At 61.0% G+C, this 20,583-nt stretch carries 21 protein-coding genes and 1 pseudogene; 7 read left to right on the top strand and 15 right to left on the bottom strand.

All coding sequences use genetic code 11. The annotated features are described in order from the left end of the window. Nucleotides 1-9 precede the first annotated feature (9 nt). The 3 genes from MUM_RS0131280 to MUM_RS0131270 form a co-directional block, all read right to left on the bottom strand. Entirely contained in the window at nucleotides 10-1,908 is a 1,899-nt protein-coding gene (locus MUM_RS0131280) for an alkaline phosphatase D family protein (protein ID WP_029616174.1), read from the bottom strand. 137 nt (nucleotides 1,909-2,045) lie between these two features. Continuing rightward, nucleotides 2,046-2,291 carry a hypothetical protein gene (locus MUM_RS0131275; RefSeq protein ID WP_010176903.1) on the bottom strand — a complete coding sequence of 82 codons (246 nt, stop codon included), beginning with the start codon at nucleotides 2,289-2,291 and terminating at the stop codon, nucleotides 2,046-2,048. Then, nucleotides 2,281-3,069, bottom strand: coding sequence for an MlaA family lipoprotein (locus tag MUM_RS0131270; protein ID WP_010176902.1), 789 nt, complete (start codon nucleotides 3,067-3,069; stop codon nucleotides 2,281-2,283). Before MUM_RS0131270 ends, MUM_RS0131275 begins: the two co-directional genes overlap by 11 nt. Before the next feature lie 164 nt (nucleotides 3,070-3,233). On the opposite strand from MUM_RS0131270, the gene MUM_RS0131265 reads away from it, so the two are divergent. Next, nucleotides 3,234-3,944 carry a response regulator gene (locus MUM_RS0131265; protein WP_029616173.1) on the top strand — a complete coding sequence of 237 codons (711 nt, stop codon included), beginning with the start codon at nucleotides 3,234-3,236 and terminating at the stop codon, nucleotides 3,942-3,944. Beyond that, nucleotides 3,941-5,260 carry an ATP-binding protein gene (locus MUM_RS0131260; protein ID WP_010176900.1) on the top strand — a complete coding sequence of 440 codons (1,320 nt, stop codon included), beginning with the start codon at nucleotides 3,941-3,943 and terminating at the stop codon, nucleotides 5,258-5,260. The genes MUM_RS0131265 and MUM_RS0131260 overlap by 4 nt, the downstream gene beginning before the upstream one ends. A 14-nt stretch (nucleotides 5,261-5,274) precedes the next feature. Here MUM_RS0131260 and MUM_RS1000000134530 read toward each other — a convergent pair whose 3' ends face one another. From MUM_RS1000000134530 to MUM_RS0131245, 4 genes are all read right to left on the bottom strand, one after another. Continuing rightward, nucleotides 5,275-5,451 carry a hypothetical protein gene (locus MUM_RS1000000134530; protein WP_158000321.1) on the bottom strand — a complete coding sequence of 59 codons (177 nt, stop codon included), beginning with the start codon at nucleotides 5,449-5,451 and terminating at the stop codon, nucleotides 5,275-5,277. Nucleotides 5,452-5,590: 139 nt separating this feature from the next. Then, nucleotides 5,591-7,819 (bottom strand): ATP-binding protein, encoded by a 2,229-nt coding sequence (locus MUM_RS0131255; RefSeq protein WP_010176899.1) that lies wholly within the window; start codon nucleotides 7,817-7,819, stop codon nucleotides 5,591-5,593. Further along, a complete protein-coding gene (locus MUM_RS0131250) occupies nucleotides 7,816-8,430 on the bottom strand; it encodes a biliverdin-producing heme oxygenase (RefSeq protein ID WP_010176898.1) in 615 nt (204 codons plus the stop codon). The genes MUM_RS0131255 and MUM_RS0131250 overlap by 4 nt, the downstream gene beginning before the upstream one ends. A 101-nt stretch (nucleotides 8,431-8,531) precedes the next feature. Further along, nucleotides 8,532-8,909: a response regulator gene (locus MUM_RS0131245; protein ID WP_010176897.1), complete on the bottom strand. Its 378-nt coding sequence runs from the start codon at nucleotides 8,907-8,909 to the stop codon at nucleotides 8,532-8,534. A 164-nt stretch (nucleotides 8,910-9,073) separates the two neighbouring features. Between MUM_RS0131245 and MUM_RS0131240 the strand changes: the two genes are divergently transcribed. From MUM_RS0131240 to MUM_RS0131220, 5 genes are all read left to right on the top strand, one after another. Continuing rightward, nucleotides 9,074-9,598 (top strand): demethoxyubiquinone hydroxylase family protein, encoded by a 525-nt coding sequence (locus MUM_RS0131240; RefSeq protein WP_237151067.1) that lies wholly within the window; start codon nucleotides 9,074-9,076, stop codon nucleotides 9,596-9,598. Between the two features lie 14 nt (nucleotides 9,599-9,612). Next, nucleotides 9,613-10,134 carry a GNAT family N-acetyltransferase gene (locus MUM_RS0131235; protein WP_032882436.1) on the top strand — a complete coding sequence of 174 codons (522 nt, stop codon included), beginning with the start codon at nucleotides 9,613-9,615 and terminating at the stop codon, nucleotides 10,132-10,134. Nucleotides 10,135-10,161: 27 nt separating this feature from the next. After that, nucleotides 10,162-10,545, top strand: a complete 384-nt coding sequence (locus tag MUM_RS0131230; protein WP_010176894.1) for a c-type cytochrome — start codon at nucleotides 10,162-10,164, stop codon at nucleotides 10,543-10,545. Nucleotides 10,546-10,574: 29 nt separating this feature from the next. Next, nucleotides 10,575-11,021 carry an NUDIX hydrolase gene (locus MUM_RS0131225; RefSeq protein WP_010176893.1) on the top strand — a complete coding sequence of 149 codons (447 nt, stop codon included), beginning with the start codon at nucleotides 10,575-10,577 and terminating at the stop codon, nucleotides 11,019-11,021. Between the two features lie 151 nt (nucleotides 11,022-11,172). Then, nucleotides 11,173-12,075, top strand: a complete 903-nt coding sequence (locus MUM_RS0131220; protein ID WP_010176892.1) for a hypothetical protein — start codon at nucleotides 11,173-11,175, stop codon at nucleotides 12,073-12,075. A 64-nt stretch (nucleotides 12,076-12,139) separates the two neighbouring features. Here MUM_RS0131220 and MUM_RS1000000135120 read toward each other — a convergent pair. The 8 genes and pseudogenes from MUM_RS1000000135120 to MUM_RS0131180 all read right to left on the bottom strand — a co-directional run. Then, nucleotides 12,140-12,268, bottom strand: a pseudogene (locus MUM_RS1000000135120) (sulfatase); the annotation flags it as partial. Nucleotides 12,269-12,276: 8 nt separating this feature from the next. Further along, the gene (gene phnX / locus MUM_RS0131210) at nucleotides 12,277-13,104 is read right to left on the bottom strand and encodes a phosphonoacetaldehyde hydrolase (RefSeq protein ID WP_010176890.1); all 828 of its coding nucleotides are present in this window, start codon (nucleotides 13,102-13,104) and stop codon (nucleotides 12,277-12,279) included. A gap of 88 nt (nucleotides 13,105-13,192) precedes the next feature. Then, on the bottom strand, nucleotides 13,193-14,065 hold the full coding sequence (locus MUM_RS0131205; RefSeq protein WP_010176889.1) for a LysR substrate-binding domain-containing protein: 873 nt from the start codon (nucleotides 14,063-14,065) through the stop codon (nucleotides 13,193-13,195). 36 nt (nucleotides 14,066-14,101) lie between these two features. Continuing rightward, nucleotides 14,102-15,397: an MFS transporter gene (locus tag MUM_RS0131200; protein ID WP_010176888.1), complete on the bottom strand. Its 1,296-nt coding sequence runs from the start codon at nucleotides 15,395-15,397 to the stop codon at nucleotides 14,102-14,104. 93 nt (nucleotides 15,398-15,490) lie between these two features. Continuing rightward, nucleotides 15,491-16,582 carry an iron-containing alcohol dehydrogenase PsrA gene (gene psrA / locus MUM_RS0131195; protein WP_010176887.1) on the bottom strand — a complete coding sequence of 364 codons (1,092 nt, stop codon included), beginning with the start codon at nucleotides 16,580-16,582 and terminating at the stop codon, nucleotides 15,491-15,493. 126 nt (nucleotides 16,583-16,708) lie between these two features. Continuing rightward, complete coding sequence (locus MUM_RS0131190) at nucleotides 16,709-18,727, bottom strand: LTA synthase family protein (protein WP_010176886.1); 2,019 nt, start codon at nucleotides 18,725-18,727, stop codon at nucleotides 16,709-16,711. Beyond that, nucleotides 18,727-19,326, bottom strand: coding sequence for a hypothetical protein (locus tag MUM_RS0131185; RefSeq protein WP_010176885.1), 600 nt, complete (start codon nucleotides 19,324-19,326; stop codon nucleotides 18,727-18,729). Before MUM_RS0131185 ends, MUM_RS0131190 begins: the two co-directional genes overlap by 1 nt. Next, nucleotides 19,326-20,579: an exo-alpha-sialidase gene (locus MUM_RS0131180; protein WP_010176884.1), complete on the bottom strand. Its 1,254-nt coding sequence runs from the start codon at nucleotides 20,577-20,579 to the stop codon at nucleotides 19,326-19,328. The genes MUM_RS0131185 and MUM_RS0131180 overlap by 1 nt, the downstream gene beginning before the upstream one ends. Nucleotides 20,580-20,583 lie beyond the last annotated feature (4 nt).

The following is a 20,583-nucleotide window of genomic DNA, read 5'->3' as shown; positions in this document are numbered from 1 at the left end:
TAGGAAAGCTTACTTCGGTGCCACCATCCTCGTCCGTGGCGCCCCATTCGCATTGTGCTGATAAATCGCCTCAGGCTGCCCTTGCTGATTAAAAAACACCTGCCCGATACCGGCAGAATTCCACAACCGCTCACCCGCTTCGGCGTGTTCCGGAATGTGCGGCACCACCTGCATGGGACGGCGTCGAGTCAGCCAGTTCAGGGGGGAGCGCGGCGAATAGAGCCAGCGATTGAGGCGGTCGAACCATTCCAGCAGGCGCGGGGGGAATTCGTTCTTGATGCCGCTGCTGGTGATCTGCCAGATCTTCGGGCCCGCGTTGCGGTGGCGGATCAGCACTTCGTAGACGAACGAGTAGTGCACGTCCCCCGACAGGATCACGTAGTTGCCCGGGGTGCGGGAGTGGCGAAAAATGTTGAGGATCACCTGTGCCGCGCCGCGGTGGGCCATCCAGTTTTCCGCGTCCACCAGCAGCGGGTAGCCGCACCAGCTGAAGGCTTTCTGTACGGTCTCGATCAGCTTGACGCCGAAGATCGGTGCCGGCGACACGATGATTGCCGATGGGTGATCCAGCAGTTCCTGTTGCAGTTCGCTCAAGCCTTCCCAGTCCAGCAGGCCGGACGGTTGCTTGAGGGTGAATTCACTGCGCCAGCGTCGGGTGCGGGTGTCGATCACCACCAGCGCGGGTGTGGTGGGCAGCACGTAATGCCAGTGCTGGAACTTCAGCAGTTCATCCACCAGTTCATCCTGGGCCACGGCATCCAGAGAGTTGCCATGGGTTTGCGTAGTCAGCGCCAGGGTGTTGCCCAACACGGTGCCAAACGCATCCGGGTTGTTGCCCCAGCCCTGGCAGAGCATGTAGGCCAGCAGGGCGTTGCCGATGATGCGCTTGGAGAACGGGTGGCCATAGGCGGTTTCTTCCCACTGGGCGCTGAGGTTCCAGTCGTCGGTGATGTCGTGATCATCGAAGATCATCAGGCAGGAAAGGTGAGCGAACACCCGGGCCACGCCGCCCAGGCCGTCACGAAACTTGTCGATCTGCACCTGCTCGTGTGCATAGCGTACGTGCTCTTCGGCACGCAGTTGCGGTGTTTGCGGGGTGATCAGTTGCCACGGTGTGGGTGACCAGGCCAGCAGGTACATCGCCATGACTTCGGCGAAGGTCACCAGGTGGTTGTCGGCGCTGCTGCTGGTGAAAATCGGCTTCTTCACGCCGCCAAAAAAACGCTCGCGCAGGGTCTCGTTGCTCTCCAGGGCGGGCAACAGATCGGCCCGATGGTAGTAGCTGGCGGCGTGCTCGTAGAGTGCTGCGCTGTTGTCGACGACGGCACCGTCGAGGTGTTCGTCGAACAGGCCGAGGCGGCTGATCAACGCATGAATGGCCCGCAGCATCGGCCCCGCGACATCGTCGGCGTAGACCTGGTCGCCGCTCATCATCAACAGGGCCGGGCGGTCTTCGACCGTGGTCGACTCGGCCAGCAGCCGGTCGACACACAACAACCCTTCGTCGGCGCTGTGGTGGGGTTTGCGGCACGAGCCGTGTACCAACTGGTGGATGCGGCTGTGCAGGACAAAGTTCGGGCCTTGGGCGCCGGGGTACAGCAGATGGGGCGCCCACTCGGCGATACTGGCACTCTCGACCAGCAGGTCGTAGCCAATGCGCACGTCCTGGGGCAGGGCGTGCGCCAGTTCAACGTCGATCAGGTGGATAAACGCCTGGCGCCCGACGGGCACGACCTGGCAGCGGCTCGCGTCCAGTTCGATGTCGAACGCCTCGCCTTGGGCGGGTTGCAGCCTCAGGGTCAATGCCAGGGCGCGACTTCCCACCAGCCACATCACCAGGCGCCGGGGTTCCAGGCGTCGCAGCAACGGGCCGGCGAGTACAGCGGTAAGTGTGTCGGGGTGCGGCATCAAGGCAACGGCTCTGGGCAGGGTTGGGCCGAAAAGGTAACGCATTGAATGTCAGCGTTTTGTTAAGGCGCGATACCCGGGCGAGCCGCAAATTACCCGGCACCTGCGAGCCCGGGCTATAAACCTTTCATCTCAAATCATGACCGGCTGGCCGTGGGTTCACCTTCAGCGATCATCCAGCGCAACACGTCGCCCAGCGCCACGCTGTGCTGCCGCTCAACCCAGCGCACGCCCTGCGGGCTGTACTGTTCGACGTAGCGGCTGAGTACCAGCCGGCCCTGCTCCGACGACAGGCTCAAGCGGGTTTCCCGGCAGAGCAGGGCGTGAGCCCCGCGTTTACGCACCTGATGTTGCAGAACCAGTGAGCCTGACTCAGAAATCATCGCCGGCTCCCTGTGCGCAACTATCGGCCTGGGGCGACGTCGCTCCCTGTTTGCCTTCCAGTACAAAGGCCGCACGGTGTTCGGCCACCACATTACGCAGGGCGCTGTAGTAGTCCGGCAACTTTTGCAGGCTGTCGGTCAGTGGCAGCAACGACGCCCGGGTATCGACGGTACCGCCCACCAGGCTGATGGTGCCCAGGGTCTGCACGGTGTCGCTGTCGCCCAGCGGCGCCACCAGGAAGTTCAGGACTTTGCCTGCCGCATCGCGGCTGTTGCCGGTGCCCAGCAACGGCAGCTCGACAATCGGCCCGTTGCCAATCCCCCACACGCCAAAGGTCTGGCCGAAGTCGGCGGTGTGGCGAGGGATGCCCAGCGGGTCCGAAACATCGATCAGCCCGACAATCCCCACGGTGGTGTTCACCGCAAAGCGTCCCAGGGTATTGATCGAACGCCGTGGGTTGCCTTGCAGCAGGTCGTTGATAAATACCTTGGGCTCGCTGAAGTTGCTGGCGAAGTTATGCACACCCTGCTGGAAAAAATCTGGCAGGTATCGGTAACCACGAGCCACAGGCGCCAGGGCATAGTCATCGACGGCGCGGTTGAAGGCGAACACGCCCCGGTTGACCGGCTCGGCGGGGTCATACACCGGGTAGGAAACCTGTGCGCAGCGTGTGGTACTCGTCACGTTGGCCGGGCTCGCGCAGCCTGTGAGGTAAGACACGGTCAGCAGCAACACGGCCTGGCGAGCCAGGTGCTGGGGATACGTCAGCGAGCGCATAGGGTCAGTCTCCGGGAAAAGGAGGCCGATGCTGGCAGCCGCAGCTTGCGCGAAGATGTCTGCTTTATTGCGCCGTTGACGCTTTATTGCACGATTGAAATATATGACGGGCCGCGTCGAATGGTTTTAGATGGCGCATCGACAAGACCAAGTGATGCCCGCCGGTGAGCCATCTTTTAATCGTGGACGATGACCTTGAGGTCCTCGCCCTGCTGAAGAAATTTTTTCTGCAACATGGCTACACGGTCGAGACCGCCGCCAATGGCACCGAACTGTGGGCGGCCATGGAGCGTACGCCTGCCGACCTGATTATCCTCGACCTGATGCTGCCGGGGGATAACGGCCTGTTGCTGTGCCAACGCCTGCGCCAGCAATACGCAACGCCGGTGATCATGCTGACCGCCATGGGCGAGTTGAGTGATCGCGTGGTGGGCCTGGAAATGGGCGCCGACGATTACTTGAGCAAGCCCTTCGACGCCCGTGAGTTACTCGCCCGGGTGCGCGCAGTACTGCGCCGGGCCGGAGAAAACCGGCCAACCCTGGGTGACGCTTCGCGCCCGCTGATCCGCTTTGCCGGCTGGCAACTGGACCTGACGCGCCGCGAGCTGCGCTCGCCGGATCAGGTAATGATCCCGTTGTCGTCCGGGGAGTTTGACCTGCTGCTGGTGTTCGTCGAGCACCCGCAACGGGTGCTGACCCGCGAGCAATTGCTCAACCTGGCGCGGGGTCATAGCCATGACGCGTTCGACCGCAGCATCGACGTGCAAGTCAGCCGCCTGCGACGCAAGCTGGAGTTTGACACCAAGCGCCCGGCGATGATTCGCACGGTGCGCAACGGTGGTTACCAGTTCACCGTCGCCGTGACCCGCTCATGAGTCGCTTCAAACCCCGGGACACCGTGGCCCGCTGGATCGCCCTGACCATCCTGATTGCGATGCTCACGGCGCTGGCCTTCAACGCGCTGTTTGTGCAACTGGCGGGCGTTTGGGCCAGGCCGCCGCTGGGTGAGACCGGCCTGCTGGAAAAAGTGGCGGTGATCGTGCGGATGATCGAGGCGGCAGAGCCGTCACAGCGAGCACAGCTGACGCAGGCAGTGGGCGATGACAGTTTCAGTGTGAGTTGGTCGGCCACCCGCGGGGGCATTGATGTGCCGATTCTGGAAGACCCGGGTTTTCATTCCGATCAGGTGTTCAAACAACTGCTCAAGGGTCCGGAACGGCGAATGGAAGCCTACGAACCGTCCGACTGGCCAGGCCCCGGCGGGCACTATGCGTTGGTGGTGCAACTGGTTGACCAGTCCTGGCTGATGTTCAGTGCACCGTCGCGCAGTTGGGGCCTGGCTGAGGGCCCGCGAAGCCTGGTGGTGCTGATGCTGGTGCTGGTCTCCACTGCGCTGGTCACGCTGATCGCCACCCGGCGCCTGGCCCGGCCGCTTCAACATTTCGCCCAGGGCGTGCGACGCTTTGGCGCTGACTTTCGTGCGCCGCCCATCGAACCGGTCGGCCCCCACGAAATCCGCCAGGCGATCCTCGCGTTCAACGGCATGCAGGCGCAGTTGCAGCACTTCATCCAGGACCGTACCCAGATGCTTGCCGCGATTTCCCATGACCTGCGGGCGCCGCTGACCCGCCTGCGCCTGCGGGGAGAATTCATCGAGGATGCCGACCAGCAGCACCGCCTGTTCCGGGATGTCGATGAGATGCAGGCGATGATCAACACCGCGCTGGAATTCTTCCGCGACGATGCACGCCTGGAGCAGGCCACCCAACTGGACCTCGCCGAGTTGCTGCAAACCTTGATTGATGACTACCGTGACCAGTCCATCGACATCACCTTCAACGGCCCGCCGCGGCTGGTTTACTTCGGCCGACCGCTGGGGCTAAAACGGGTGATGACCAACCTTGTGGACAACGCGATTCACTACGGGCTGGCGCCGGAAGTTGAACTGCAACAGAGTCCTGGAAGGGTGACGGTGCGGGTGCTGGACCGTGGGCCCGGCATCCCGGTAGAGCAGCACGAACAGGTGTTCCTGCCGTTCTTCCGGCTGGAGGGCTCACGCAATAAAAGTACGGGCGGTGTCGGTTTGGGGCTCTCCACGGCACGGGCGATTGTGCTGGAACACGGTGGGACGCTGACCTTGGAAAATCGCCCGTGCGGCGGGTTGGCCGCCGTGGTGGTGTTGCCGGTTTAGGAGGGCTTAAACGGTCATGGCAGCTTGCCGTTTCCCAGGTTGCTCAAAGAGCCGCCATTCGACTGGGCGTGTTGTTGATTGAAGCCGTTACGCGATGGCTCCTCCTTTGGTTTGGACGCAGGTTGAACAGGCTGGACGGGTTGAAGTGCCTGGATCAGGTTTTGAGTATGAAAAACGCTGCCGATCATCATGGATGTACCTCTCGTTCAATAGGAAGTTTGCCGTGCGCATCAACTCCCTCTGAGTGCGTCCTGATCAGTGGCTTTGGCCCGGTCCAGCGTTCCGGGCCATCGGGTTTCCATTTGCTTCGCCGTCTCAACAGGGCCGGTTTCAAGCCGGCTTGGGCACCGTAAACCGAAACTCGCTGCCCCGGCCCAACTCACTTTCAGCCTCGATCCGCCCGCCGTGGGCCTGCACAATGCCTTGGGTGATGTACAGCCCGAGGCCGCTGCCGGTGGGGTTGTTTTCGGTCTGGGTCCAGTAGCGATCAAACACGTGGGGCAATTGTTCAGGCGCAATCCCTTCGCCGGAGTCCCGCACCGAAAACACAATCTCTTCGCCGGTACTCATCGCACTGATGCCGATATTGCCCTGGCGTGGCGTGAACTTGATGGCGTTGCCAATCAGGTTCGACAACACCTGGAACAGCCGCTCCGGGTCCGCATTGATTTGCAGCCCGGGTTCGGCGTTGAACGACAAATCGATGCCCTTTTCCATCGCCAGGGGCGCCAGCAATGAATAGGCCTCCTCGAACATCTGGCTCACGTCCAGGGCTACCGGCTTGACGGTGTAGCGCCCGGCCTCAATCTTCGAGGTGTCGAGCAAATCCTCCAGCAGTACATTCATGCGCCCGGCGGCTTGTTGCATGGTGTCGATGGCCGAGGAAATCCGCCGCGAGGTGTGCGGGCCGTCGGAGCTGAAGGCCTTTTGCATCATGCCGCAGAGCATCGAGATGACCGTCATCGGGTTGCGCAGGTCGTGGGAAACCACCGCCACCAGTTCATCCCGGGCGCGCACCGCTTGTTGTTCACGCAGCACCTGGCGGGCCAGGTCATTTTCCAGGGCCGAGCGACGCAGGTCGTTGGCGGCAAAGCGGTCGCCATGGCTCCATTTGGTGGAAATGCCGGCCATTTCGACCTTCCAGATTTCAAACGAGGTGCGTGGGCGCAGGCGCAGGCCTGCGTCGGAAGTTTCCAGGTTCAGTGGTTTATTGGGATCGCCGCTCCAGTTGATGTTTTCCTTGGCCTCGGGGCGAAACCACAGCACGCCGTTATCCACCGGCTTGGGCAAGTTCATGGCCAGCACGCCACTGGCTACGTGCTGGTACTCCGCCGCCGGCGGGTACACCGACGCCAGGTGATGGCTGGCAAATACCGGCTGCCCGGTCTCTTGCAGCCACTTGTGCAGGGCACGGATTTGCCCGGGTTCCGGGCAGTTGCCATAGCGGTGCAGCTGCTTGTCTTCGATGATCGCCACACCGCAGGCCTGGGTCAGGTCCATCAGCAGTTGCGGACGTTGCGCCAGGCCGTCGAAAACATTGGCGGGCGAGGCCTGCATGGCCTGGCTGAGGAGGGCCAGGGCCTCGACCTTTTCTTCGCGCTGGCGGCTCAGGTCCAGGGCCTCCATGGCGCTGATCTGCAACGACAGCACCTGGCCGATGGTCTGGCAGGCCGTGCGCAACTCATTGGGCACCATCAGCGGCTGACGGTTGCCGCAACTGATCAGGCCCCAGAGTTTGTCGCCGGCCATCAGGGAGATGCTCATGGACGACAGCACGCCCATGTTCTGCATGTACTGGCAGTGAATCGGCGACACGCTGCGCAGGGTGGCGAAGCTCAGGTCCAGGGGCTGGCCGGTGTCCGGGCGCAATCTGGGCACCAGTGGTACCGGCTCATAATCGGCGTTGGGGATGATCCGCAGCCAGTTGGTGCGATACAGCTCCCGGGCTTGTTCGGGGATGTCGGAGGCGGGGAAGAACAGGCCGTTGAACAGTTCCATCGACGGCGCGGACGCTTCGGCGATCACCTGGCCGTGGCCTTCTTCCTCGAAGCGATAAATCAGCACGCGGTCGTAGCCGGTCATGGCCTGGATTTCGTTGACGCTGATTTCATACAAGGCCTGCAGGGTTTTCGCCGCTTGCAGGCGTTGCAGCATCTTGCCCAGGTTGCTGGTCCGGCCATTGAGCGCCTTGGGCTGAAAATCCTTGAGCCGCGGCTCGAACTCCAGCACCAGCACACCCTGATGGCGGTGCAGCAACCCTTCGAACTCGGCGCCGTTGAGCGTCACGTGCAAGGGTGGGGCGTCGAAAAAACTATTGTGCGTGACCATCGCCTGGACGGCTTCGGCATGTTCCGTGCCGATCAATGTGTGCAGTGGCTGGCCCAGCAGGGACTCGGGCGCGTGATTGAACAGCCCTGCCACGTTGGCGCTGACCTGCACGATATGCAGGCCTGGCTCAGACAAGGTCAGCAGCGCGCCGTGGGGCTGGATGGCCCCCGGGAAGCGAATGGGCTCGTCCGCACAGTTGGCAAGCAGTTCTTCAAAATCATCGGGTTTCATAGCAGTACCTCCTGGCTGTCGAGCCATTGCTCAAAGCAGCTGAATGTTGAGCGGGCCGCGTTTACAGCGCGCAGTTTGGCGTGCGCGTCGAGGGGCACATGGCTCAGGTAATCGAGAAAGTCTTTCCAGCGCCGGCCGGTTTCGGCGCCATACACGTTGAGAAACGCACCGCCGTTGTCGGCGTCCAGCCCCAGGCGCTGCGCCATTTCCCGGCGCAGAATTTGCCCGCCCAGGGTGGCGCCTTCCAGCACGTACAGCGCACCCAGGCAGGCGGCAGGTGTGTCGAGGGGTGGTAGCGACGTGCAGCGGGGAAGGGCGGCAATGGCCGGGTCGTCCAGGCCCAGGGCGTGGAGGTCCGTCAGCAAGGTAGGCGTTTTCAGACGCAGTGCCTGATCGAATCCCGCCGGGATCAAGCCGCTGTCGTTCAGCGTTGCTTCCAGAGGGTCGTAGAACCCGTAGTAGGCCTGGAGCAGGCGTCGGTACCCGTCGTGATCCAGCTGCGGGGAGAAAAACGGCAAGCGTTTTTCCAGGGCGACGTGCAGTAAAGCGGTACCTGAGCGCAGGGCTTCAAGTACGGGGGGCGCACCAACGTCATGGGCCTGTGAATGCATTCAGTAAACTCGAACTGGGGGCCTGCTGGCCATGTAGGGTTGCCTGATCATTGACCGCAGGAGCTGTCGCGAAGTTCGCTGCAGCTGATATCGCTACGCTATCAATGCATGGGCGGGCCCTGTACCAGCGCCGATTGCACGCAATCGAGCAAGCGCTTGGCGCTCCACGGTTTGGGCAAGAAACGCACCGTGCCGCCCAGTTGCGACGCCATGGCGGTATTGCCCGAGGTCAGCAGCACCGGCAGCGACGGCCAGCGATGGGCGACCACCTTGCTCAAGTCATAGCCATTGAGCAGGCCGGGCATCTGGATATCGCTCACGATCAGGTCCACCGGATCATTGGCCCGTTCAAGAAAAATCATCCCTTCGTCTGCGGAGGGAAACGAGGTCACCACCGCACCGAAATCCTCCAGTACATCCACCATCAACGCGCGAATGATTTCGTCGTCTTCCAGCACCAATATCGATGGCTGAGCCATGATCACCACTCCACCATCCGGGATAAGTAAGGTGGAGTGGACGGCGGTTGATTAGGTTCGATTGGATGTTTTTTTTGCGATGGGTGGTCATTTGGTGGGTGTGCTTGCGAGTAACGGGCGGGATACGTCACGATGCCGTCCCCCACGCTATGGAAGGCAATCCCGTGTTGAGCACGACCGATATCGGTGGCCGCATGATCAAGGTCGACCACGCCGGCGAACATGGCGCGATCTGCATCTACAGCGGCCAACTGTTCATGGCACGCCTGGTTGCCCCTGGCCTGGTAGAGGAACTCAGGGAGCTGCGTTCCCACGAGTTGCGCCATCGCGCAGTGTTCCAGTCCGAATTGCAGCGCCGTGGCCGGCGGCGTTGCCGCAGCTACTGGCTATGCGGCCTCGGCGGCCTGGTGTTGGGGTTGGTGACCGGGCTTTGCGGGCGCAAGGCGATCCTGGCCACCACCGTCGCGGTCGAAAGCGTGGTGCTTAAGCACCTTGCCCATCAACTTCACGTTTTACGCGACAGCGACCCGCAGGCAGTGGTGGCGATTGCCTCGATTGTGGAAGAAGAGCAGCAGCACCATGACCAGTCGGCCGCGCAGATCGACCCGCGCGACCCGTGGAGCCGGGCCTTGAACCCGGTGGTGACGGCCTGGACAGAGGCGGTGATCTGGATGGGCATGCGTTCGTGAGTGGCCGCAGTCTCATCTCTGTTGTTATCAGGGCCGCTATCTGTGAGGACGCAGCGTTCTTGCCGGCGATAGAAGCATCTGCAGCCCAAGCCTTCCGCGGCATCGAATCCTTGGGCTGGCTTGCCGATGCCGAGGTCATGAGTGTTGAACGCCATCTGCAGGTCATCGCGTTGGGTACGTGTTGGGTGGCGGTGGAGGCTACTGGCCAAGTCCAGGGGTTCCTCAGTGCAGAGGTATTTGATGACGACCTGCACATCCATGAGCTGTCAGTGGCGCAGGCCATGCAAGGCCGTGGCGCAGGGCGGCAATTGCTTGAAACCGTGATGAATGAAGCACGCTCGCGCCAGTTGCGGGGCGTCACCCTCACCACGTTTTGTGATGTGCCCTGGAATGCCCCGTTTTACCAGCGGCTGGGATTTCGGCAAGAGCACTCCCTGGCGCCGGATCATCGTTTGGCAGAGGCTTTGCGTGAGGAGTATCGTCACGGTTTTGCGCCGGGCAGTCGTTGCGCCATGTCGTGGCAAGTCACCACCTGAACCGGCACACCGGATGGAAGGCTATTTATGAAGCACGTTGTTTTACTCACCCTTGCCCTGATGTCCGGTTTTCTCAGTGCCCAGGCAATGGCGGAAGGCGACGCCGAAGCCGGTGGAAAGTTATTCAGCAAAACCTGCGGCGGTTGCCATAGCGTCGGCGAAAACGCCCGGGGCGGTTTTGGACCTCAGCTCAACGGCATCATTGGCCGTCCGGCCGGGACCACCACTGACTATCAGTATTCAGATGCGATGAAGAACTCCGGCGTGGTCTGGACGCGGGACAAGCTGGCCGCCTATATCGAAGCGCCGAAAAAGGTGGTGAGCGGCACCCGGATGATTTTCTGGGGGATCAGTGACCAGGAGAAGATCGATAACTTGTTGGCCTACCTCGCAACGTTCCAGGCGCAATAAGCACCGACTCCAAGAACAAGGATTTCAGCATGGTCGCACCGCGTATCCGGGCGCTTGCCCTTTGCATTTTTCACCGCAACGGTCGAATTCTGGTTCACGAATTCCAGGATGCGGTGAAACAGCAGACAGTTTTTCGCCCCATCGGTGGTGGCATCGAATTCGGTGAACACAGCGCCGAGGCCATCGTGCGAGAAGTCCAGGAGGAACTGGCGCAGCCTATTCACAGCCTGCGCTTGCTCGGCACTCTTGAAAGCATCTTTACCTATGACGGCAACCCCGGACACGAGATCGTCCAGGTCTACGATGGCCAATTTGAGGATCAGAGCCTGTACGAGCAGCCGTATCTTGACGGTGCTGAAAGCAGCGGTTTTGCGTTCAAGGTGAGTTGGAAGGGCAGCTCAAGCTTCACCGCGCAGTCGCCACTGGTGCCGGAAGGGCTTTACGCGCTGCTAAGGCGTATTTCATTACTTGACTGAGCGACCAGCCGGCAACAGTCATCGAGATGTTTATATTCATTGATTCCTTTCTTGACCGTAATAGCGGGTGCCTCTGCCGTGAGGTGAAGTTTTTTGTTTGGGGCTAAATGCTTTGATGGATACTGACTTGTTGTTTTGTTTGGAGTGATTGATGGCGCCGTCTAAGCAGTTTGTTAGAAAAAGAAGTGATCTGGACTTTGGTGGGGTTGTTAAGTTTTTGTACCTGATGATCGCTGCTTCGGCTCCATTATTCTATATGGCCGGGAAGGTTTATCATGAGGGGTATCTTGCATTTTTTAGTTTAAAGCCCTCAATGTTTCCCATGGATATATACGAGACGTTTTCTACAGCTACGATGGCATTGATTTATGCGATCTTAGGTGCGTTTAAATCCATATCTGAATTTCTTGATATAAAATACAAGGCTCTTTTTATAATTTTTATTGTGCTGTTCTTGGGGCTTTTGCTGTTCCGCTACGCTGTTCGGACGTTGTCGAAAAAAATTGATTCCTGGCATCCATCTGTTGCATGGACGCCTCGTCTTGTATTTTGGATTGAGGAAATATGCAAATGCCTTGCCTGGGTTGTTTTACCTTTTTATTGCTTACTTGTCGTTATGCTTTTCGTTGCAGTTCTGTTGGTCTTGATGTTGGCTCCCTTTGAATCCGTCGGATGGAAACAGGCTGAGGAAGATTTGCGCAAAGAGTTTGTAAGGTCACCTGTGGTACGTGTCGCGACACCAGAGGCAGAATATAGATCCTATAGAATCATGGAGTGTTCTTCGAGTTTTTGTGCGCTATATCGCAGGGGGGAGGTGATAACGCTACCGTTGGCTGATATTAAGTGGGGGGTTTCAGACGTCCGGGGAAAGTCAAATTTGGCACGCTGTTGGAGGTCGGCACGACTTGAACAGCACTTCGCAGATAAGAGTGTGTATCCGGTTGTTTTTAACTTAAGTTATATTGGTCCGTTCTCTAAATATTTTTTAAGTTATAACTCTCGTGAAAGGCTTTCTGAATACTGTAGGTATGTTGATATGAAGTCTGATTTTTGAAAGTGGATTTAAACTAACAGGCAGCCTGTCCCTCATGGATCAAAGGGCATGCGATGCCACCATTATTGGCCAGGTCGCGCAGGATGAGCGAGCTGCCGCCGTGCTCAATTTGCAGCGCAAAGTCCTTCATTACGCTGCCGATCAGCGGGAAGGTGCCTTCCCTGGAGGCCAATGGCACCACCCGCTTGCTCTGTCGCCTTATCAAGAACCCTGCGGTGTTTCCCCGCGCGCCAAACGCGCATTGATATCGTCGATCACCGCCGGCAGTTCGACGATGGTGTCGATCAGGTAATGCGGCCGGGAGCCTTCGAACATCTGGGCGATGCGCGCACGCTCCAGCGCCAACTCAGCAGCGGGCAGAGCCTTGTATTGCTCGTAGGTCAAGCCCAGGGCGTTGCCCGAACAGGTCAACGCCACCGTCCACATGCCAGCGCTGCGGCCTTCCAGAATCCCGGGCCAGGTGTCGTCGACCTTCACGCAGGCGGCCACATCACTGATGCCCAGCGCAATCACGTTGGCCAACGCCTGCGCCGGATGCGGACGCCCGTTGGGCACTTCGTCAGTCGCCACCACATGGTCGGCGACGTAGCCATTCTGCCGTGCCAGCTCGACCACCTTGGCCATCACCACCGCCGGATAGCCCGAGCAGGAGCCAATCTTCAAGCCTTGGCCACGCAGGGTTTTGATTGCCTCAAGGGCGCCGGGAATGACCGCTGAATGCAGTGCGATTTTCTCGATCTGCAACGGCATGAAGCGTTCGTAGAGGGCCGTGACGTCCTCGTCGGTGGGCAGTCGATCAAACACCGCCCGATAACGCTCGGCAATCTGCGGCAGGTTGCACAAGGTGCGGATGTGATCCCACTTGCCCATGCCCATCGGGCCGCGTGCTTCCTCCAGTGACACGGCAACGCCGAACTCGCCGAACGCCTCGACAAAAATCTGCGTGGGGGCGAAGGAGCCGAAGTCGACAACGGTGCCGGCCCAATCCAGGACCACGGCTTGCAGCTTGGAAGGTTGTTGGTAGTGCATGGCAAGTCTCCATTTTCAGGTGTGAGCAGGCCGTCCCTCTGCCGAAGAAGAGGTAAGCGCCTGGTGAGGGTTTAAACGGGTAAGGCGATCAGGTGGCCGGGATCGGGCTGGCCTCGAACAGCTCCGCGATCATCGGTCGGTTGCGCCGGATGCCCAGGCAACACAAGTGGTAGTCGATGAAAAACGGATGGTCGACGAAGGTGATCGGCGTGGTGCCCGGGGTTTCGGCGTATTCCACGGCGGACACAAAGCCGATGCCGATGCCCTTGGTGATGGCGTGCACGATGGCTTCACGACTGTTCAACTGCATCACGCAGTTCACGGCAATTCCCTGGCGCTTGCAGCTTTCTTCCACCAGTTGCCGGGTGCGTGAGCTTTTCTCGCGCATCACCCACTTTTCGCGGCTGATCTGTTCCACGTGCACCTCTTTCTGTTGCGCCCATGGGTGGTCATCGCGCACCACCGCAATAATCGGATAGCGCCGGTACAGCTGGGTATCGAAGCGCTGGTCGAATTCCGAGAGGGCCAGGATTGCCACGTCGATATCGAAGTTGAAGAGCCGGTCCAGGGTTTCCTTTTCCGGGGAAAACGAGGTTTCCAGTTCGATGTCCGGGTGGCGCTGCATCAGTTCGTAAGTCAGGTTCATCGCAATCGGCGGCGACACCGCGCCCAGGCGCAACAACCCTGTCTTGCGCTGCTTGAAACTCTGCAGCAGTTGCATGGCTTCATCCTCCTGGCCGAACAGCCCCTGGGTGATCCCGTAAAGGGCGTGCCCGGCCGCACTCATCTCGATAAACCGCCCGCGACGGTGGAACAACTCCACCGAGAACTGCTTCTCCAAACCGTTGACCTGCTCGCTGACCGTCGGCTGGCCGACGCTCAGGTACTCGGCGGCGAGGGTGAAACTGCCGGTCTTCGCCACCGCATGAAACGAGCGCAGCCACTTGTGGTACTGGTACATAAAAAGTCCTGTTCCTGAGGTCCGCCGGGCCGGTCATCAACGTCGGATAAACAACGCCACCGCCGCGCTGCACAGGCAGGCCGAGGTCACGACGATGAAGATCAGCGAGGTATTGCCGGTACTGTCGAGCATACTGCCGATCAGCGGTTCCGCCAGGCCGGCGAACAGATAGGATGAGAAGTTCATCACGCCGGTGGCCGTACCCGCACGCTTGGCGCCGACCAGGTCCGGGCACAGCGCCCAGAAACTCGATGCCGGCCCGTACACAAAGAACCCGCAAAGGAACAATGCCACCAGACCGATTGCGCTGTGGGGTGGCAGGCTCCACATCCACAGGCTGGTGGCGGCACCGAGGAACATGTAGAGCATGATCGCCAGGTAGCGTTTGGAGCCGAACAGCTTGTCCGAGACCCAACCATTGCTCAGGGCGCCGATGGCCATGCCCACCGGCAGGGCCACGGTGATCCACTTCGGATCGATCATGCTGTCGCCGCTTTTCCAGTTGGCGCCCAGGAAGTGCACCGGCACCCAGACGATCAGCCCGTAGCGGGCAGCGTTCTGGAAGCCCAGGGAGAGGGCGGCGATGATCAGGCGCGGGTTTTTCAGGACAGCCTTGTAGCGCTGTGCCGAGGTTTCGACTTCGCCGTGGGCCACTTCATGATTCTTGTCTTCGGCGTTGGCCACGCCGGTATCGGCCAGGGGTTCGAAGCCCAGGTCCTGAGGCCGTTCCCGGGCTACCAGATAGAAGATGATGCCGCCTGCCAGCATCAAGAGTACCGGCAGGCGGAAGATCCAGCGCCACTCCAGTTGAAACACTTCCAGCACCACGATCGAGGTCACATACGACAGGACCGAGGCGCATCCGGCGGCGAACACATAAAAGCCGTACACCTTGCCGCGCTCACCGGCGCTCCACCAATTGGAAATCAGCCGGCTGCCGGGCGCCCAACCGAGGGCCTGGAAGTAACCGTTGATGCCCCACGGCAGGATCAGCCCGGCAAAGCCGCTGGCGAAACTGGTGACCCAGTTGGCCCCGCAGGACAGCACCGCGCCCAGGGTCATGATGCGCCGCCCGCCGAACTTGTCGGCGAGGTTGCCGTTGATGGCCTGTCCAATCGCATAGGCCCAGAGCATGGCGGCCGAGGCCCAGCCGAGGGTTTCCTTGGTCAGGCCGAACTCGGCCTGGATCCCGGGGATGGCAAAACCGAAGGTCTGGCGACCGGTATAGAAAAACAGATAACAAAACATCGCCGCCAGCAGCATGCGCCACTGGGCAACACGGAAAGACGAGGTACGGACGGCAGGAACAGGCAGCACGTGTGCACGATTCATGATGTTTTCCTTATTGTTATTCGCCCCGGCGACCGCAGCCGCAGGGGGGCACTCTTGATAGGTGCAACAGGAAACGACCGAATTACGGTGAGTCTAGGCCGCTTGCGCGCCGATGAAGTTCTTGCCGCGTGCGCCTTGCAGGGCGAAGCGGATCATCGCGTCGGCTTCGCTGGCATTCACGCCGTAGTCGGCAAATTCGGTCTTCACGTCCAGGCTGTGGAGGAAGTCGCGCAACTGCGCCTGGGCCTGGTGCAGGTCGGTGCCGAATACCCGCTGCAGGGTGCGGTCCCGCGCGGCGTCATGCCCCCACGCCAGGCCCAGCACCAGCGGCAAGGTGAAGGAACAGGCGATGCCGTGTGGCAGGCCGTGGTGCAGGGTCATCTCGTAGGAGATGGAGTGGGCGAGGGCGGTCTTGGTATTGGAAAAGGCCAGGCCGGCTTTCAGTGCCGCCAACGCCATCCGTGAGCGTAATTCCTGATTGCCGAGATCACGCCGCAAGCGCGGCAGGCATTCCAGGATGTCTTCGATGGCGGAGATGGCGAAGGTGTCCGAGACCGGGTTGGCGTTGATATTCCAGATCGACTCCAGTGCATGGGACAAGGCATCCAGGCCGGTAGAGACGGTGACGCCACCCGGTACCGTCAGCATCAACTGCGGGTCGATGATCGCCACTTTCGGCCAGGTGCAGTCCAGGTGCAGCGAGTATTTCTTGAGGCTGGCGGAATCCCAGATCGTCGCCCATGGCGTGACTTCGCTGCCGGTGCCGGCGGTGGTCGGTGCGGCAATCAATTGCTTGTGGCGGGCCGGCACGAAAGGTTTGCCGGTGGCCAGCAGCGCCAGCAATTCGTCAAAATCCCCCGACTCGGTGCCGACGATCAGCGCCTTGGCCGTATCGATCGCACTGCCGCCGCCAACGGCGACCACCACCTGACAATCACCGGCCTGCTGCCAGAAGCGCTCGTACGTGTCGCGCAGTTGAGCCACGTCGGGGTTGGGCTGCACATCTTCGATCACATACACGAGGCGGTCACCCAGCAGGGCCTGGATGCGGTCTACCAAACCGAGCCCACGGGCTTCAGGGAAGGTCACGAGGGCGACGCGCTGGCCTTCGGTGAGGGCGGCAAGTTCTTGCAGGCAGCCCCAGCCGAAGCGGGTGTCTACCGGGTTGTGGAATCGGGCAGTCATGGCGGGTTCCTGGTTTTTGTTATTGGAAGTGGCGCCATAGTCGGGGACGGTGAGAGGGACCTCAAATCGATAGATTGGGGGGATGGATTGGCTGGGCCGATAGTAAGGCCCAGCCGCGGGGTACCTTTAACGAACGTTTCTGAACAACATCAACCGTGCACTTTCATGCAGGCCCCGAGTCAGCCCCTGCAACCGCTGAAACTCCTCGGGATACTGCTGGGCTACATCGTCCCTCGGCGTTTGCGACGCCAGGTCGTGCAGGGTCGGCGAACTGCCGTCGTGTTCCATCTGCAGCAGGAAGTCTTTGGTCACGCCGCCGATCAGCGGGAACGTGCCCTCGCGCAGTACCAGCGGCACCACCCGCTCGCCTTCCGGCGCAGGCTGCTGGATATCGCGGCCCATGGCGCCATTGCGGAACGCAATGCCCGCCATGCCGGCGACCGTGGGCAGCAAGTCCGCCAGTCCGACCGCTTCTTCGATCACCCGGGGTTCCAGGCCGGGTGCATGGATCATCATCGGTACGTTGTTGCTTTCCAAGCCAAGCTGTTCGAACGCTGGCGCCATGTGCGGGATCTGGCTGATGCGGGTGTTGTGGTCGCCGAAGAACACGAAGATGGTGTTGTCGTAGTAACCGCCGGCCTTGGCGATTTCCATCAGGCGGCCGATGTTGAAATCCAGCAGGCGAACGGCGTTGTATTGCTCGACGCTGCGACTGCCTGCAGCCTGGACTTGCTCCACGGTGAGGTCGTGCACCATGAAACCATCGTTGTCTTTGGGGATGGTGAACGGGCGGTGGTTGCCGGAGGTTTGCAGGTAGGCGAAGAACGGCTGGTCCTTGGGAATGGCGCGCAGCAGCTCGTCGCCTTCCTTGAACAGGTCCAGGTCGGACACGCCCCACACGTCCACCCGTGGCGAACGCCAGTGGCTTTCGTCGTAGAGCTTCACGCCGTCGATGCTCTGGCGGATCAGCGCGTTGATGTTCGCCCAGCCGGCATTGCCGCCGATCATGTAGAGCTTCTGATAATTCTCGAAGGCGTTGATCAGCGTGTGTTGCCGGGTGATCAGCGGGTTGCGGGTGGCGGTCTCCCGGCGGGTGACGTCGGGCACGCCGGTGATGCTCGCCCACACGGTCTTGGCGGTGCCGGTGACGGGCACGTAGAAGTGTTTGAAGAACCAGCTTTCTTGCGCCAGCTTGTCGAGATTCGGCGTGGGGTTCAGCGGGTTGCCGTAGGCGCCCACGGCGCTGGTGCCGAGGGATTCGAGCATCACGAAGATCACGTTTGGCGGGCGATCGCCTTTAAGCCGGTAAGGCTGCACGGCTTGTTCGCGGGCGAAGCTCAGTTGCTGGGGATCGGGTTGGCTGACCCCCAGGTAATTCGCGACTTGCGGGTAGTGCTCACGCACCTTGCCTTCATCGAACTGCGACTGGCCGACCTTGAGGGTGTCGTACAAAAACAGCACCGGGTTGAGGCCCACGGCGGCGATCTGGTTATTGCCGGAAAAGAACGCATCGCTCCAGCGCAGGGGCACCGGGTTTTCGAGATTGAGGTTGGCCACGCGGCCGAGCAAGGCGAGCAAGACCACAATCACACCGACAGTGGCCACTGATGCAAGGGCCAGCTTGCCGAAGGGTTTGTGTTCGCCGTCCAGGGTGATGCGTTCGAGGCGAACCAGCGCGTAGGTCCACAGGCTGACGGCCGTAAGCCAACTCAAGGTTATCCACAGCACCGGGTAGGTTTCCCACACCATCTGTTGGGAAATCTGCGCATCCTCCAGGTAACGCAGCACCGTGGCGTTGATGCGCACACCGAGGTAGGCGTAGTGGCCGAAGTCGATGATGTACACCAGCCCGACGACGGCCAGCGCCACCAGCAGATAACCCCGCGCGAGCCAGCGCAAGGCGGGGACGGTCAGCAGGTTCCAGCGCGGTAGCCAGGCGAGCAGGGCCAGGGGCAACAGGATCAGCACCGCCAGGCGCAGGTCGAAACGCAGGCCGATCCCGAAGGTTTCCAGCAGTGCGGGTTCCTTGAGGTCGACCCCGGAAAACCCGAGTACAAACACCAGCCGCAGTGCCGCCAGCAGCGTAAATACCAAACCGATCGCGCCCACGCCGTAGCGCAGGCGGCGCGAGTGCAGCCATCCCATCATTGACCTCTGTGCAGTTGTATAAGAGGGCGCCAGGCGGCCATCGCCAGCATCCACAACCCGGCCACCAGGCAGTAGCCTGTCAGCAGTGGGTCGATCAGATAGTCCCAGTAGTTTTCCGAGGCCTTGAGCCGCAGCGCGAACGCCAGGGTGCCCGCCGCAAGCATCCACACGGCCAAGGTATTACGCAGCCAGAGCATCAGCACTGCGGCGATGCCTATCAGCACAATCATCGGCCGAGGGTTGAAACCCCAACGGTAGGGGTCGAAATACGTCAGGCCCATCGTCGCCGGGTAAAGCACCAGGCTCAGAGCGCCAAACAGCAGCAACACCTGGAGTTTCTGCGGACGCTTGAGGGGCTGGACCACGCCCAGACGGCATAGGCTGATCCACGCCAATAGCACCAGAGTGCTGATGGCCAAGTCATCAGTGAAGCTGCGCACATAGGCCGCCAACGGCAGTTCGTTGACCGGGATGAAACTCACCACCACCAACACCGGCAGCAACCATGGGCGCCAGGGTGTGGTGACGCGCAACAGGCTGAGCAGCACAAAGCCCAACAGCACAAAACTCAAATGCGCTTGCCATACCGAAACCATCACAGGCGCTCCGACAGCCAGGCTTCGTTGAAGCTGACGTGTTTGATGAACGTGTTATTCCACGAGTACACCAGGTGGTACATGCCGTCCGGGCTGCGGCTGAAGTACGGGTACTCGTATTCGAAATCGCAGCCACGGGGTTTGCACACCCGGTAATCCAGGCTGCTGAGGAAGCGTTGCTCCAGCGGCAGACGGCGGGCGCCGCTGGATTCGCGGAAGCCTTCGCCGATGATTTCCTTGTAGGCCTCGGGGGAGAACGGTTGGCCCAGCGGGTCGGGGGACTGGTCCAGCTCGACCACGGTGCGCCACTGGTTGAGGTTGGCATCGGTGCCGTACAGGCTCAGCTTGAAGCGCCCGTCCTGCAGGTCGTTGAGGGCCACCAGCAAACCGTCGCCCTCAGTACTGACGGCCGCCAACGAGGAGTTGGGGTTGGACGGCTCCAGCGGGTAAGGCTCGCTCCAGGTTTGCCCGGCGTCTTCGGTACGGCTGGCGAGCACCCGGTGATGAGTTTCGCCGGCGTAACGCAGCATGGCGATGGCGCGTTGGCCGTCCTGCGGGACGATGGTCGGTTGCAGCGAATTTTTCCCACGGCTGATACGGAATTTGTCGACCACCGCACCGTCGGCGCTCAAGTACAGGTACTCGGCGAATTTGCCCATGAACTCGTGGTACACCGGCAGGCCGATGGAACCGTCGGCATGGAACACCGGCGCAGCGCGCACCAGGGTGCTGATGTTGAAAAACGGTGAAGTGATCAACTGCCGAGGCGCCGACCAGTGGGTGCCGAGGTCGTCCGAGACCATCACATTGATCGCACTGGTGGCCCAGCCGCCTACCGACACCGAGACGTAAAACATCCACAGGCGGTTGTCCGGCGCCAGGGCGATCACCGGGTTGCCCAGTTTGCGGATGTAACGGTGGGTGCCGTCGCGCGTGCTTTCGCGGGTGGCGAGTACCTGCTCCGGGCCCCACTCGGCGCTTTTCGCGTCAAAGCGCGCGGTGCGCACCTGTACATCGGCGGCGCCTTCGCGGGAGCCGGCAAACCACACGGCCATCAGGTCGCCGCCGGGCAGGGCGGTGACCGAGGAGGAGTGCACGAAGTCATTGAGCTGCGAGGAGACAAAGCGGCTGCTGTATTGCGGGGTGGCCGCTGCCTGGGACGTGTCCTTGGCGGGCAGGGCAAACGGCGCCAACACGTGGGGCGGATGACTTTGCCAGGCGGCGAAAAATACCACTAGCAGGCTGCAGATCATGAAT

Origin of the sequence: Pseudomonas sp. PAMC 25886 (genome assembly GCF_000242655.1) — a bacterium.
In the GTDB taxonomy this organism is placed as follows: Bacteria; Pseudomonadota; Gammaproteobacteria; order Pseudomonadales; family Pseudomonadaceae; genus Aquipseudomonas.
This window is presented reverse-complemented; position numbering and strand designations above follow the sequence as displayed.

Coding starts and splice junctions, on each gene's coding strand:
- MUM_RS0131280 (WP_029616174.1), bottom strand. CDS start 1,908: ATGCCGCACCCCGACACACTTACCGCTGTACTCGCCGGCCCGTTGCTG.
- MUM_RS0131275 (WP_010176903.1), bottom strand. CDS start 2,291: ATGATTTCTGAGTCAGGCTCACTGGTTCTGCAACATCAGGTGCGTAAA.
- MUM_RS0131270 (WP_010176902.1), bottom strand. CDS start 3,069: ATGCGCTCGCTGACGTATCCCCAGCACCTGGCTCGCCAGGCCGTGTTG.
- MUM_RS0131260 (WP_010176900.1), top strand. CDS start 3,941: ATGAGTCGCTTCAAACCCCGGGACACCGTGGCCCGCTGGATCGCCCTG.
- MUM_RS1000000134530 (WP_158000321.1), bottom strand. CDS start 5,451: ATGATGATCGGCAGCGTTTTTCATACTCAAAACCTGATCCAGGCACTT.
- MUM_RS0131255 (WP_010176899.1), bottom strand. CDS start 7,819: ATGAAACCCGATGATTTTGAAGAACTGCTTGCCAACTGTGCGGACGAG.
- MUM_RS0131250 (WP_010176898.1), bottom strand. CDS start 8,430: ATGCATTCACAGGCCCATGACGTTGGTGCGCCCCCCGTACTTGAAGCC.
- MUM_RS0131245 (WP_010176897.1), bottom strand. CDS start 8,909: ATGGCTCAGCCATCGATATTGGTGCTGGAAGACGACGAAATCATTCGC.
- MUM_RS0131230 (WP_010176894.1), top strand. CDS start 10,162: ATGAAGCACGTTGTTTTACTCACCCTTGCCCTGATGTCCGGTTTTCTC.
- MUM_RS0131225 (WP_010176893.1), top strand. CDS start 10,575: ATGGTCGCACCGCGTATCCGGGCGCTTGCCCTTTGCATTTTTCACCGC.
- MUM_RS0131220 (WP_010176892.1), top strand. CDS start 11,173: ATGGCGCCGTCTAAGCAGTTTGTTAGAAAAAGAAGTGATCTGGACTTT.
- phnX (WP_010176890.1), bottom strand. CDS start 13,104: ATGCACTACCAACAACCTTCCAAGCTGCAAGCCGTGGTCCTGGATTGG.
- MUM_RS0131205 (WP_010176889.1), bottom strand. CDS start 14,065: ATGTACCAGTACCACAAGTGGCTGCGCTCGTTTCATGCGGTGGCGAAG.
- MUM_RS0131200 (WP_010176888.1), bottom strand. CDS start 15,397: ATGAATCGTGCACACGTGCTGCCTGTTCCTGCCGTCCGTACCTCGTCT.
- psrA (WP_010176887.1), bottom strand. CDS start 16,582: ATGACTGCCCGATTCCACAACCCGGTAGACACCCGCTTCGGCTGGGGC.
- MUM_RS0131190 (WP_010176886.1), bottom strand. CDS start 18,727: ATGGGATGGCTGCACTCGCGCCGCCTGCGCTACGGCGTGGGCGCGATC.
- MUM_RS0131185 (WP_010176885.1), bottom strand. CDS start 19,326: ATGGTTTCGGTATGGCAAGCGCATTTGAGTTTTGTGCTGTTGGGCTTT.
- MUM_RS0131180 (WP_010176884.1), bottom strand. CDS start 20,579: ATGATCTGCAGCCTGCTAGTGGTATTTTTCGCCGCCTGGCAAAGTCAT.